The sequence below is a fragment of the Jidongwangia harbinensis genome (genome assembly GCF_020216025.1).
GTDB lineage: Bacteria > Actinomycetota > Actinomycetes > Mycobacteriales > Micromonosporaceae > Actinoplanes > Actinoplanes harbinensis.
The window spans coordinates 135,003-147,989 of the sequence record NZ_JAIWNC010000003.1 but is presented as its reverse complement, the minus strand read 5'-3'; the positions used below and the strand labels follow the sequence as shown (position 1 = coordinate 147,989).

Annotated in this window: 12 protein-coding genes and 1 tRNA gene; 11 read left to right on the top strand and 2 right to left on the bottom strand. The window is 70.9% G+C overall.

Going from position 1 to position 12,987, the window contains the following annotated elements; all coding sequences use genetic code 11:
• Positions 1–211: 211 nt before the first annotated feature.
• Together pyk and LDL48_RS05515 are read left to right on the top strand one after the other, a co-directional pair.
• Positions 212–1,660: a pyruvate kinase gene (pyk, locus tag LDL48_RS05520; RefSeq protein WP_225253895.1), complete on the top strand. Its 1,449-nt coding sequence runs from the start codon at positions 212–214 to the stop codon at positions 1,658–1,660.
• Positions 1,657–2,538 carry an acyl-CoA thioesterase gene (locus tag LDL48_RS05515; RefSeq protein ID WP_225253894.1) on the top strand — a complete coding sequence of 294 codons (882 nt, stop codon included), beginning with the start codon at positions 1,657–1,659 and terminating at the stop codon, positions 2,536–2,538. Before pyk ends, LDL48_RS05515 begins: the two co-directional genes overlap by 4 nt.
• Before the next feature lie 115 nt (positions 2,539–2,653).
• Here LDL48_RS05515 and LDL48_RS05510 read toward each other — a convergent pair whose 3' ends face one another.
• Positions 2,654–3,643 carry an HdeD family acid-resistance protein gene (locus LDL48_RS05510; RefSeq protein WP_225253893.1) on the bottom strand — a complete coding sequence of 330 codons (990 nt, stop codon included), beginning with the start codon at positions 3,641–3,643 and terminating at the stop codon, positions 2,654–2,656.
• Between the two features lie 153 nt (positions 3,644–3,796).
• On the opposite strand from LDL48_RS05510, the gene LDL48_RS05505 reads away from it, so the two are divergent.
• Together LDL48_RS05505 and LDL48_RS05500 are read left to right on the top strand one after the other, a co-directional pair.
• The gene (locus tag LDL48_RS05505; RefSeq protein WP_225253892.1) at positions 3,797–4,417 is read left to right on the top strand and encodes an RNA polymerase sigma factor; all 621 of its coding nucleotides are present in this window, start codon (positions 3,797–3,799) and stop codon (positions 4,415–4,417) included.
• Positions 4,418–4,443: 26 nt separating this feature from the next.
• Positions 4,444–5,280: a hypothetical protein gene (locus tag LDL48_RS05500; protein WP_225253891.1), complete on the top strand. Its 837-nt coding sequence runs from the start codon at positions 4,444–4,446 to the stop codon at positions 5,278–5,280.
• A 543-nt stretch (positions 5,281–5,823) separates the two neighbouring features.
• On the opposite strand, the gene LDL48_RS05495 is transcribed toward LDL48_RS05500, so the two are convergent.
• A tRNA-Leu gene (locus tag LDL48_RS05495) sits at positions 5,824–5,899 on the bottom strand.
• Between the two features lie 129 nt (positions 5,900–6,028).
• Between LDL48_RS05495 and LDL48_RS05490 the strand changes: the two genes are divergently transcribed.
• The 7 genes from LDL48_RS05490 to LDL48_RS05460 all read left to right on the top strand — a co-directional run bounded on the left by LDL48_RS05490 (position 6,029) and on the right by LDL48_RS05460 (position 12,950).
• Entirely contained in the window at positions 6,029–6,643 is a 615-nt protein-coding gene (locus LDL48_RS05490; protein WP_225253890.1) for an ANTAR domain-containing response regulator, read from the top strand.
• Positions 6,640–7,803 carry a hypothetical protein gene (locus tag LDL48_RS05485; protein ID WP_225253889.1) on the top strand — a complete coding sequence of 388 codons (1,164 nt, stop codon included), beginning with the start codon at positions 6,640–6,642 and terminating at the stop codon, positions 7,801–7,803. Before LDL48_RS05490 ends, LDL48_RS05485 begins: the two co-directional genes overlap by 4 nt.
• A 243-nt stretch (positions 7,804–8,046) precedes the next feature.
• A complete protein-coding gene (locus LDL48_RS05480) occupies positions 8,047–9,204 on the top strand; it encodes a branched-chain amino acid ABC transporter substrate-binding protein (protein ID WP_225253888.1) in 1,158 nt (385 codons plus the stop codon).
• A gap of 67 nt (positions 9,205–9,271) precedes the next feature.
• On the top strand, positions 9,272–10,213 hold the full coding sequence (locus tag LDL48_RS05475; protein WP_225253887.1) for a branched-chain amino acid ABC transporter permease: 942 nt from the start codon (positions 9,272–9,274) through the stop codon (positions 10,211–10,213).
• On the top strand, positions 10,210–11,361 hold the full coding sequence (locus LDL48_RS05470) for a branched-chain amino acid ABC transporter permease (RefSeq protein ID WP_225253886.1): 1,152 nt from the start codon (positions 10,210–10,212) through the stop codon (positions 11,359–11,361). The genes LDL48_RS05475 and LDL48_RS05470 overlap by 4 nt, the downstream gene beginning before the upstream one ends.
• Positions 11,354–12,250, top strand: coding sequence for an ABC transporter ATP-binding protein (locus tag LDL48_RS05465; protein ID WP_225253885.1), 897 nt, complete (start codon positions 11,354–11,356; stop codon positions 12,248–12,250). Before LDL48_RS05470 ends, LDL48_RS05465 begins: the two co-directional genes overlap by 8 nt.
• Positions 12,240–12,950, top strand: coding sequence for an ABC transporter ATP-binding protein (locus LDL48_RS05460; RefSeq protein ID WP_225254126.1), 711 nt, complete (start codon positions 12,240–12,242; stop codon positions 12,948–12,950). The genes LDL48_RS05465 and LDL48_RS05460 overlap by 11 nt, the downstream gene beginning before the upstream one ends.
• Positions 12,951–12,987: the final 37 nt, after the last annotated feature.

Below are 12,987 nucleotides of genomic sequence, written 5' to 3'. Positions count from 1 at the left end.
CCGGCGGCACGGCGGGCTGGTGCGGACGGGGCGGTCGCCGTTGCTTTCGGTGACGGGCGGATCGCGTACCCGTCAGTCGTGCATGTGCCCGCGACGGCGTCGCGCCGACCGATAAACTGGCCGCGCCGCGGTCGTCGTCGCCCGCCCATTCGCCTGCATCCCCGACATCGGGGGTCGGCCGCCAGGCCGATCCGAAAGAGAGACTAGCCTGATGGCTGTGACACGCCGCGCAAAGATCGTCTGCACCATGGGTCCCGCCACCGCATCACCCGAGCGCATTCGCGGGCTCGTCGAGGCAGGCATGGATGTGGCCCGGCTGAACTTCAGCCACGGCAGCCACGCCGACCACGAGCAGGTCTACCACCTGGTGCGAGAGGCGGCCCGGGACACCGGTCGCGCCGTCGCGGTGCTGGCCGACCTGCAGGGTCCGAAGATCCGGCTGGGCAAGTTCGCCAACGGGCCGCACGACTGGCGCACCGGCGACGTCGTGACGATCACCAGCGACGACATCCTGGGCACCCCGGACCGCGTCTCCTGCACCTACGACAAGCTGCCGCAGGAGGTCAAGGTCGGTGACCGGCTGCTGATCGACGACGGCAAGGTCGCGGTCGAGGTCGCCGGCGTCACCGACAACGACATCCGCTGCCTGGTCGTCGAGGGCGGGCCGGTCTCCAACAACAAGGGCGTGTCGCTGCCGAACGTGGCGGTCAGCGTTCCGGCGATGAGCGACAAGGACGAGGAGGACCTGCGGTTCGCCCTCAGCCTCGGCGTCGACATGATCGCGCTGTCGTTCGTCCGCTCGCCGGACGACATCAAGCTCGTGCACCAGATCATGAACGAGGAGAACGTCCTCCGCCCGGTTCTCGCCAAGGTCGAGAAGCCGGAGGCGGTGGACCACCTGGAGGCCATCGTGCTGGCCTTCGACGGCGTCATGGTGGCCCGCGGCGACCTCGGCGTGGAGCTTCCGCTGGACCAGGTGCCGCTGGTGCAGAAGCGCGCCGTGCAGCTGTGCCGGGAGAACGCCAAGCCGGTCATCGTCGCCACCCAGATGCTCGACTCGATGATCGAGAATTCCCGGCCGACCCGCGCGGAGGCCTCCGACGTCGCGAACGCCGTGCTCGACGGCACCGACGCCGTGATGCTGTCCGGCGAGACCAGCGTCGGGAAGTACCCGGTCCTCACGGTCAGCACCATGGCCCGGATCGTCACCACCACGGAGCAGGGTGCCCTCGGTGTGCCGCGGCTGCAGCACGACCCGCGCACCCACGGCGGCGCGCTCACCGTGGCCGCGTCGCAGATCGCCCGCAACATCGGCGCCAAGGCGCTGGTGGCGTTTTCGCAGACCGGCGACACCGTCAAGCGGCTGTCCCGGCTGCACTGCGAGCTGCCGCTGCTGGCGTTCACGCCGGTCCGTGAGGTCCGCGACCAGCTGGCGCTGTCCTGGGGCGTGGAGACGTTCCTGACCGATTTCGTCCAGCACACCGACGACATGTTCCGTCAGGTGGACCGCGCCATGCTGGGCCTCGGCCTGGCCAAGCCCGGCGAGTACGTGGTGGTCGTGGCCGGTAGCCCGCCGAACGCCCCGGGCTCCACCAACACGCTGCGGGTGCACCAGCTCGGCTCGCTCGTCGACCCGGCCACGGTGGCCGAGACCAGGTGACGCTGCCGCACGGCCAGGCCGCCGTCGACCAGCTGCTCGAGGTGCTCGATCTCAAGCAGGTCGACGCGGCCACGTTCACCGGCGTCAGCCCGCAGGTCGGTGCCCAGCGTGTGTTCGGCGGCCAGGTCGCCGGGCAGGCGCTGGTCGCCGCGGGGCGCACCGTCGACCCGGACCGGCACGTGCACTCGCTGCACGGCTACTTCGTCCGGCCCGGCGACCCGACCGTGCCCATCGAGTTCGGTGTGGAGACCATCCGCGACGGACGGTCGTTCTCGGTCCGCCGGTCCACCGCCCAGCAGCACGGCCGGACGATCTTCTTCATGTCGGCGTCGTTCCACGTGGTCGAGGAGGGACTCGACCATCATTCGCCGGCCCCCGCGGACGTGCCCGCGCCCGAGGACGTGCCGACCATGGACGACTGGCTCAAGCCGTACCCGGACCGGGCCGCCGCGTTCAGTTCCGCGCCCCGGGCCGTCGACGTCCGCTACGTCGGCGTGCCGGGCTGGGTGCCGCCCGGTGACCGCACCCCGAACCACCAGCAGCGGGTGTGGATGCGGATCGACGGCACGCTGCCCGACGACCCGCTCATCCACGCCTGCGCGCTGACTTACGCGTCCGACCTGTCGCTGCTCGACTCCGTGCTCTCCACGCACGGCGAGGTGTGGGGGCCGGGCGGCGTCATCGGCGCCAGCCTCGACCACGCGCTGTGGTTGCACCGGCCGTTCCGCGCCGACGAATGGTTCCTGTACGACTGCACCAGCCCGTCCGCCAGCGGCAGTCGTGGCCTGGCCAGCGGCCGGATGTTCACCCGGGACGGCCGGCACATCGCCAGCGCCGTCCAGGAGGGCCTGCTGCGGCGGGTCGGCGCCCCGGCCTGACCGGCGGCGCCCCGGCCCGGCGGTACGGCGGACCCCGCCGGCGGGGACCCCGGCCCGGCGACTGACCGTTGTGCGGATCCCGTTCGACGGGGTCGGGGGTGCGAAACAGGCCCCGTCAGTCCTTGTCGGCCTCCGCGTCCTCGCTCTTCGCCGCCCGTACCGTGGTCCGCTCCGGGTCGTCGCCGTCCTCTACCCCTTCGGGCGTGTCCGGCACCTCCGGCACCTCGTAGTCCCCGGCCCGCGCACCGACCCCGGCGCCGGTCACCCCGGCCAGCGCGAGCATCGCGTCCAGGTCGGCGGTCGTGCGCACCACCTCGTCGTGGAAGCTGCCGCCGGCCGCCGCGGCGGTTCCGGCCGTCGCGGTTCCGGCGGTCGCGGTCCCGGCCGGCGAGCCGCCCTCGGCCGGGGCGCCCGCCACCGGCGTGGACAACGTGTCCAGGGCCTGGGTGGCCGCCCGGCGCCGGCGCCGCCCCCGCGGCGGTGCCGTCGGGAAGTCCGACAGTCCGGCCGAGTACCCGGCCACCCCGGCCTCCCGTTCCGGCGGCAGATGCAGCAGGTCCGCCCGGACCGCCGCCTCCCGCAGACGCAGGGCGGTCGCCAGGTCCGCGATCGCGCGCAGCACACCCAGGCCGCCCACCATCACGACCACCAGATCGGCGGTACGCGAGAACGGGCTCGCCGCGAAGAAGCCGAGCCCGGTCTCCAGCACGCCCACCACCATCAGCAGGCCCCAGATCCGGTCGGTGTCCCGGGTCAGCGTGGCGATCACCACGTCCGCCGCGCCGCGCACCAGCAGATACCACCCGATCAGGGCCGCCGGCGTGGTGTACGACGAGTCCTGCTCCAGCAGCAGGATCACCCCGGCCACGGCGAACAGCACCGCCATGCCCGCGTTCAGCCACCAGGTGGGCCGCCCGGCCAGCGCCCGCAGCACCTCGGTGGCGGCGCCGAACAGCAGCACCGGCCCGGCCACGTGCACGATGTCGATCGGATCCAGCCGCAGCACGCTCCAGGCGACCGCCAGCCAGGTCACGCCGGCGACCATCAGCAGCCCCCACCGGCCGTCCCGTGCGACGGCATGGGACGAGGATCCGGATGACAACATGAGACCTCCCGCGGACGTCGTCCCTGCCATGACAACACTCGCCGCTGCGGCAGACCGCCCAATCCGGAAAACCGGGGGCCGGGGCCGGGCGTGTAGCGTGCTGCCCGGATCCGGACCGGTGGGTACGGCGCGGACGGAAGTGACAAGAGCAGCGTGCACGATGACGAAGACCTCGCCGCGGCGCTGAGCGCGGCGGCGACCGGTGACGAGGCGGGTTTCGCGGTGCTCTGGCGCTCGCTGCAACCCGCGGTGCTGCGGTACCTGCGCGTGGTGGTGGGTGACGCGGCCGAGGACGTGGCCTCGGAGACCTGGCTGCAGGCCGCCCGTGACCTGCACCGCTTCGAGGGCGACGCGACCGCGTTCCGGGGCTGGCTGTTCCGCATCGCCCGGCACCGCAGCATCGACGAACGGCGCCGGAACGCCCGCCGCCCCGAGCACCCCGCCGACGCGGTACGCGGCGACATCGCCCGGGACGCCGCCGCCGAAGCCCAGGAACAGTCCGACACCGACTGGGCGCTGGCCCGGATCGCGGCGCTGCCACCGGACCAGGCGGAGGCGGTGATGCTGCGTGTCGTCGCCGGACTGGACGTCGCCACCACCGCCCGCGTCCTCGGCAAACGCTCCGGCGCGGTCCGCGTGGCCACCATGCGCGGCCTGCGCCGGTTGGCCGCGGACCCGCAGGTACAGGCCCGCGGCGGTGCCGCGGCGCGGCTGTCCGGGCCGGCCCGGCCGGCGCCCGGCGTCACCCGTCCGGGAGAAGGTGTAACGGGATGAGGATCTGGCGCGCTCTTTCTGATGCGATGCGTGTACGGCGGACTCCCCGGATCGGCTCGGCGGACGTCGAACGGCTGATAGCCGGCGACCCCACCGGCCCCGAACACGACGGTCTGACCGCCCTGCTCGCCGCCGCCGGTGCACCCCCCTCCCCCGGGGAACTGGCCGGCGAACGGGCTGCGGCGGCCAGGCTCTCGGCCGCGTATCGGGATGCCGGATCCGTCCGCACCCGGAGCGACGTCCGCCGTACACGCATCCTGCCCGCCCGGGCGGTCACGGTGAAGGTGGCGGCCGTCCTGGCCGTCCTGGCGGCGGGCGGTACCGCGGTGGCGGCGGAGACCGGGAACCTCCCCGCCGCCGCGCAGCACCGCGCACACCGCATGTTCTCCGGGCTCGGCGTGCCGCCGCCGGAGAACCGCACCACGCCCGTGGACCCCGGACGTCCCGCCGGTTCCGCACCCACCAGCACGCCGGCGCCGCGGCCCTCGCCGACGGCCCCGGCCGACCGGGACGTGCCCGCGCTGTGCCGCCAGTGGCAGGCCGCCCGGGACGATCCGGGCCGCCGGATGCCGGCCGAGGCCCGGCGGGCGCTGTCGGTCGCGGCCGGCGGGACGGCGAAGGTGCCGGCGTTCTGCGCCGCCCGGCTCGCCGGTCCGTCGGCCGGCCCGTCCGCGAGCCCGCCGCCGGGCCGGTCCGGTCCACCGGCCGGTCCCGGCCGCCCCTCCGATCCCGGCCGGCCCGCCGATCCGGGGAAGCCGTCCGGCGCCGGCCCGCCGGACCGGTCGGCGAAGCCGAGCCCGCCCGCCGGGCGGGGCAACGGGAACGGGACCGACCGCGGGAACGGCGAGCGCCGGATACGTTAACCAAGATGTAACGCAGATAGGGGTAAATCCGCCCGTCCCGCCGTCATCCGGGTGTCCGGCGGTTCCTCCCACAATGGCGTGGGCGCGCCGGAACCGGCTGCCGTTCCGGGCACCGGCCCGCGTCCGGAATCCGCGACCACGATCGGCGGTTCGTGTCCCTTACCGGGGCTTGTGCTGCGAAAAGAGGCGCGGCCATCGACGCGGCCCGGCTTTGCCGGGCCGTCCGGCCGCGACGCCACTTCATGGTCATTCCCGAATGCCGGGAACCGCGTGTGGGTGGTGGTTATCTCGGCGAACCGTCGCCGCCGACGGCCCGCCGACGGCAGGCAGGCACCTGGGTGTGGGTTGTCGAACCGGCGGGACGTGCGATTCCGGCCGGTGCGTTTCCATTCGTCACGGCGCCCGGAGACCGTCTTTTTCCGGACCGTTCCGGACTACGGTGAATGGCTGGTCCCGAAACTCCGCGGGCATGCCATTCCCCGGACTTCCGACGAACGTGAATGGGAGGCCCGCCGGATTTCTGCTCCCGGCGTGTGACGGGAATGGTGTCCCCGGTGGGATTCGAACCCACACTGGATGGTGTTTGAGACCATTTCCTCTGCCGTTGGGATACGGGGACGAGGCGGCCCGGCTTGGTCGCAGTTGGTCACGCCAGGCTGAGCCACGGACAGACTACCCACTAGGCTGATGAGGGTGACACCCACATACCGGGGTGTCGCGACTGACAAGCGTCGAGGGGTAGGGGTTCGTGGCCGACACGCAGGCGAGCGCCGAGCGCAGGCGGGTACTCATCGCCGAGGACGAGGCCCTCATCCGGCTGGATCTGGCCGAGATGCTCGTCGAGGAAGGCTACGACGTGGTGGGCGAGGCGGGCGACGGCGAGACCGCCGTGCGGCTGGCCGAGGACCTGTCGCCCGACCTGGTCATCCTGGACATCAAGATGCCGATCATGGACGGCCTGGCGGCGGCCGAGCGGATCGCCGGGGCGAAGATCGCGCCGGTGGTCATCCTGACCGCGTTCAGCCAGCGGGACCTGGTCGAGCGGGCCCGGGCGGCCGGCGCGATGGCGTACCTGGTGAAGCCGTTCCAGAAGTCGGACCTGGTGCCGGCGATCGAGATCGCGCTCTCCCGGTATTCCGAGATCGCCGCGCTGGAGGCGGAGGTGGGCACGCTCACCGACCGCCTGGAGACGCGCAAGGCGGTGGAGCGGGCCAAGGGCGAGCTGATGACCCGCTACTCGATGACCGAGCCGCAGGCGTTCAAGTGGATCCAGCGGACCGCGATGGATCACCGGATGACCATGCGTGAGGTGGCCGAGCGGATCCTGGCCGAGCAGCAGGCCGAGGCGGAACCACCGAAATGAGCCGGGTGCGGCGGGCGGTCGCGGCGCTGCTCGGGTCCGTACTCCTGGTGTCGGGTTGTGCGGACGATCCGGCACCGCCGCCGGCGCCGTTGGGCATGGCCTGGCAGGAGTTGCGGCTGCCGCCGCCGGCCGGCGTGGCCGGCGCCGCGATGGTGCGGGACGCGGCGGTGTGCGACGGGCGCTGGTTCGTCGTGGGCGCGGTGCGGGACGCCGCCGGGGGTACGACGCCGGCCGCGTGGTCGAGCACCGACGGCTCGGCGTGGACGCCGATGCGCACCGATGCGCGTTCCTACTACGGTCGCCAGAACGTCCTGTCCTCGGTCGCCTGCCAGGCCGGCCGGATGGCCGCGCTGGGCGGGAAGGTCGGTGGCGCGCACGGCAACCCGCGGACGAGTTCCTGGTACGCCGCGGGCGACGGCGTGCTGCACGAGGTGCTTGCGCCGTTCGTGCTGTTCGGCGGGTCGGAGGCGGTGAACGTGTCCCGGCTCGACGCCGGGCCGCGAGGTTTCCTGATCTCCGGCAACCGGGTGAGCGGGGCGGCGGTGTGGCGGTCTCCGGACGCCTCGGAGTTCGAGCTGATCGAGCGGGCACCGCAGCTGGCGGCGGACCCGTCCGGGGAGACCTGGGCGTTCGACGCGGTGGCGGTGCCGGACGGCTGGCTGGTGGTGGGCGGCTGGCTTGCCAAGGGCCGGGTGGACCGGGACGTGATGGGGTGGCGGTCGGCGGACGGGCGCTCCTGGCAGCGGCTGGCGGCGCTCGCTCCGACGCCGGCGTACGAGGAACTGCAGCAGGTCGCGATGGCCGGGACCACGCCGGTGGCGGTGGGGCTGCGCGGCGGGTCGTTCGGGGCGTGGCGGCTGGCGGCGGGCGGCTGGGAGCAGGTGGGGACGTTCGGTTCGGTCCGGCCCACCGCGTTCTCCGGCGTACGCTCGCTCGTCGCGCAGGGTGATCGGCTGTTCTGCGTGACGTCAGACGGTGACGCCTACGCGCTGTGGGACTCGGCGGACGGCGGGCGGAACTGGCGCCCGGTGGCGCTGCCCGCTCCGATGGCCGCCCGGGCCGAGACCTCTGTGGCGGTTTCCGGTGATGGGAGCCGTCTGCTCCTTGTATCCGATGACTCCGAAGCTGGGCGGATTTACACGGCGGAAACGCCCGGGTAACGCGGGGAGCGTTCCTACCCTGACCGGGTGGCGGATTTCCCTCAGACTTTCGAGCAGCGCTTCGTAACGGTTTGGCAAGCGTGCGTGCCACGGGTTACGGCAGCAATTCTCGGCCAAGTACGCTGCGCCATCACGAGCAGTACGCAGGTTTTGCGGTTCGGACACGACGGAGACGGCAACGGACACGTGGTGTGCCTCTGTCCGGGGCGCCGCACCCTGCACCTGGATGAAAGGTCATAAGCCTTGAGGCGAAACTATGCACGGGTCCTCGGTGCTGTGGGTCTGGCTGCCGCGCTCTTCGCGGCGGCGGGCTGCCAGGACTCCGGGGGTGGCGGCACCGACAACTCGAACGCTTCCGACTGTGGTGGCAAGATCGCGATCTTCGGTGCCTTCACCGGCCCGAACGCGGGCCTGGTGATCCCGTCGCTGAACGCCGCCAAGCTGGCGGTGAAGCAGCACAACGCCGCGAACGCGGACTGCCAGGTGACCATGCAGGAGTTCGACACCACGGGTGAGCCGCAGCAGGCCACCCCGATCGCGAACCAGGTGGCGCAGGACCAGTCCTTCACCTCGGTGATCGGTGGTCACTTCTCCGGCGAGTCGAAGGCCACGATGCCGATCTACGAGGCGGCCGGCCTCGTGATGGTCGCCCCGTCGGCGACCGCGACCGAGCTGACCGCGGGCGGCAACAAGTCGTTCCACCGGGTCGTCGGCAACGACGCCACGCAGGGCACCGCCGCGGTGGGGTACATCAAGAACGTGTTCAAGGCCCAGAAGGTCTTCGTCATCGACGACGGCACTCCGTACGGCCTGGGCATCATCGACGAGGTCAAGAAGGGCCTCGGCGCGACCGTCGTCGGGTCCGACAAGGTCCAGAAGGACCAGACGAACTTCGACGCCACCATCTCGAAGATGAAGTCGGCCAAGCCGGACGTGATCGCGTACGGCGGCTACACCAACGAGGCGGCGCCGCTGCTCAAGCAGGCCCGTGCGGGCGGCGTGACGGCCAAGTTCCTGGGCTTCGACGGCCTGTACGACCCGGCGTTCCCGAAGGGTGCCGGCGAAGCCGCCAACGGTGCGATCGTGACCTGCCCGTGTCTGCCGGCCGCCGAGGCCGGTGGCACCTTCTCCGCCGACTTCCAGAAGGAGTACGGCAACGCTCCGGGTTCCTACGGCGCCGAGGGCTACGACGCGGCGACCGTCCTGCTCGAGGGTTACAAGGCGGGCAAGAAGACCCGTGCCGACCTGCTGGCGTGGGTGGACGCGTACGACAAGCAGGGCGTGTCGAAGTACCTGAAGTTCGACGAGACCGGTGACGTCGACAAGTCCAAGGTCGTCGTCTGGTCGTACCAGATCAAGGGTACGGAGTTCGAGCCTCAGCAGGAGATCAAGCTCAGCTGAGCCGAGGTGCGGTGATGCGGCCGGAGGTGTCATACCTCCGGCCGCGTCTGGTGCAGAAGGAGTTTTGGTGAACTTCGACGAACTCTTCGGGCACCTGGGCCAGCACACGGTGGACGGTTTGGCGAAGGGCTCGATCTATGCCCTCGTCGCGCTCGGCTACACGCTGGTCTATGGCGTTCTGAAGTTGATCAACTTTGCCCATTCCGAGGTCTTCATGGTCGGCACGTTCGCCGTCCTGGGTACCTGGTCGATGTTGGGTGCGACGGACAATCCCGGTTTCGGGCTGATGCTGGTCTTCCTGGTGGCCGGCCTCGTGGGCGGTGCGCTGGCGTCCGGTGCGACGGCGGTGGCGGTGGAACGGATCGCGTACAAGCGGCTGCGGGAGATGAACGCCCCACCGCTGATCTTCCTGATCACCGCGATCGGTCTGTCGCTGGTGCTGTCCGAGGCGTTCGGCCTCTGGCAGGGGCGGCTGATCGTCGGTATGCCGACGATCCTGCCGCAGGAGGTGCTCTTCACCATCGGCAACACCGGGGTGACGAACACCCAGCTGCTCACGGTCGTGGCAGCGCTCGTGATGATGTTCGCGCTGGACCAGTTCATCAACCGCACCCGGTACGGCCGGGGGGTGCGGGCGGTGGCCCAGAATCCGGACACCGCGGCGCTGATGGGCGTCAACAAGGACCGGGTGATCATGCTGATCTTCCTGCTCGGTGGTCTTCTGGCGGGGGCCGCCGCGCTGCTGTACGCGATCCGGTACGGCAACACCCGGTTCAACGTGGGCTTCCTGCTCGGCCTGAAGGCGTTCACCGCGGCCGTACTCGGCGGCATCGGCAACCTGCGCGGCGCGCTGCTGGGCGGCCTGCTGCTCGGTGTGGTCGAGGTGTACGCGGCGACGCTGACCTCCTCCAACTGGGAGGACGTCGCGGCGTTCGTGGTGCTCGTGGTCGTCCTGCTGTTCCGGCCGACCGGCCTGCTCGGCGAGTCGTTGGGGAGGGCACGCGCATGACCGAGGTCACTCGCAACAACCCCCTCGACCGGATCCGCGACCTCACCGGCGGAGTCGGTTCCCGGTTCCGGGCGCTGCCGAAGTGGCAGCGGTACGCCGCCTTCCTGGCGTTCGTGGTCTTCCTCTACTACCTGCCGCTGCTCGGCATCCCGGGCCTGGTCTGGCTGCGCACCGACTCGATCGACGGTGGCAACAACTGGGCCGGTGTGCTCTTCACCTGCGCCATCTATGTGTTGATCGCGATTGGCCTGAACGTGGTCATCGGCCTGGCCGGCCTGCTCGACCTGGGGTACGTCGGCTTCTTCGCGGTCGGTGCGTACAGCGTGGCGCTGTTCGGGTCCCGGCAGTCGCCGGTGGTCGCGGCGCTGCAGAACCGGTTCAACCTGTCCGAGGACTGGGCGGTGACCTGGGCGGTATGTATTCCGATCGCGCTGGCCATCGCGATGATCTCGGGTGTGCTGCTGGGCTGGCCGACGCTGCGCCTGCGCGGTGACTACCTGGCCATCGTGACGCTGGGCTTCGGCGAGATCATCCGGATCGTGGTCCGGAACTCGCCGAGCTGGTCCGGCGGGCCGTCCGGTGTCGCGGCGATCCCCGGGCCGCAGGGTGCCCCTTCGCCCGACAACACCGTGTTCGGCCTGATCGACGTCAAGCCCTGGTACTGGCTGGCGCTGACCGTCGTGCTGCTCGTGGTGTTCGGGGTGCGGCGGTTGGAGAACAGCCGGGTCGGCCGGGCCTGGCTGGCGGTGCGTGAGGACGAGGACGCGGCGGCCGTGATGGGCGTCTACCCGTTCAAGTTCAAGCTGTGGGCGTTCGCCATCGGCGCGGCCCTCGGCGGGCTGTCCGGCTTCCTGTTCGCCAGCCGGGGCGGGTTCATCGAGCCCGAGCAGTTCAACGCGCAGCTGTCCATCCTGTTCGTCGCCATGGTGGTGGTCGGCGGGTCGGGCAACATGGCCGGCGTGGCGCTCGGCGCGTTCCTGCTGGCGTACCTGCCGGAGCGGTTCCGCGACTTCAACGAGTGGCGGTTCCTGGTGTTCGGTCTGGCCCTGGTGCTGGTCATGCTCCTGCGCCCGCAGGGACTGATCCCGAGCCGGCGGCGGGCCCGAGAGTTGAAGGACCGTCAGGAGGAGGTGGCTCCCGGTGTCTGATCCGACCGGACGCGAGGTGCTGCTGGACGTCGACCACGTGACGTTGCGGTTCGGCGGCGTGGTGGCGCTCAACGACGTCAGCTTCCAGCTCTACAAGGGCGAGATCCTGGGCCTGATCGGCCCGAACGGTGCCGGCAAGACGACCTGCTTCAACGTCATGACCGGGGTGTACAAGCCGACGTCGGGCGCGGTGACGTTCGACAGCCAGCGGATCACCGGGCGCAAGCCGCACCAGATCAACCGGATGGGTGTGGCGCGTACGTTCCAGAACATCCGGTTGTTCCCGGAGATGACGGCGCTGGAGAACGTCATGGTGGGCACCGACTCACGGCACTACACCAGTGTCGTGGGTGCCCTGTTCCGGCTGTACCGTAAGCGGGTCAAGCCGGAGGAACTGCCGGTGGTGAACTCGGACAACGGCCTGATCCGCACGATCCAGCAGATCCGGCGTACGTCGGCGAAGATCTTCGGTCTGTCCCGGCACACGCTGGAGGAGCGGGCCGGCGAGCGCAAGTCGCTCGACCTGCTCCGCTTCGTCGGCATCGAGCAGCGGGCCAACGACCTGGCCCGCAACCTTCCGTACGGCGACCAGCGCCGTCTCGAGATCGCCCGGGCACTGGCCACCGAGCCGAAGCTGTTGTGCCTGGACGAGCCCGCGGCGGGCTTCAACCCGGCCGAGAAGGAAGAGCTGATGCAGCTCATCAAGCAGGTCCGGGACATGGGATACACGGTGCTGCTGATCGAGCACGACATGCGGCTCGTCATGGGCGTCACCGACCGCATCGTGGTGCTCGAGTTCGGCAAGAAGATCGCCGAGGGCTCGCCGGCCGAGGTGCGGGAGAACCCGAAGGTGATCGCCGCCTACCTGGGGGAGTCCGCTGATGCTTGAGCTCGACAACATCACCGTGCGGTACGGCCGCATCGAGGCGCTGCACGGCCTCACGTTGCGGGTCGACGAGGGCGAGGTGGTGGCGCTGATCGGCGCGAACGGCGCCGGCAAGACCACCACCATGCGGGCCATCTCCGGGCTCAACGCGCTGTCGTCCGGCCGGATCCTGTTCAACGGCCAGGACATCAGCACCATGCGGGCCGACCTGCGGGTGCCCCTGGGTATCTGCCAGTCGCCGGAGGGCCGGGGGATCTTCCCCGGCATGACGGTGCTGGAGAATCTGGACATGGGCGCGTACACCCGTAAGGACTCCGCGGGCATCGCGGCGGACCTGGATCGGGTGTTCGGTCTCTTCCCGCGGCTGGCCGAGCGCCGGAAGCAGGCCGGCGGCACGATGTCCGGCGGCGAGCAGCAGATGCTCGCGGTCGGCCGGGCCCTGATGAGCCGGCCGAAGCTGCTGCTGCTGGACGAGCCGTCGATGGGTCTGGCCCCGATGGTGATCCGGCAGATCTTCGACATCATCACGGAGATCAACCAGCAGGGCACCACGGTGCTGCTGGTGGAGCAGAACGCGCAGCAGGCACTGTCCCGGGCACACCGGGGCTACGTGCTGGAGACCGGCCGGATCGTCAAGGAGGGCACCGGCCAGGAGTTGCTGCACGACCCCGCGGTCAAAGAGGCGTACCTGGGCGTCGCCTGACCGTCTCTTTCGAGGGCGGCCGTGTCACCACGGCCGC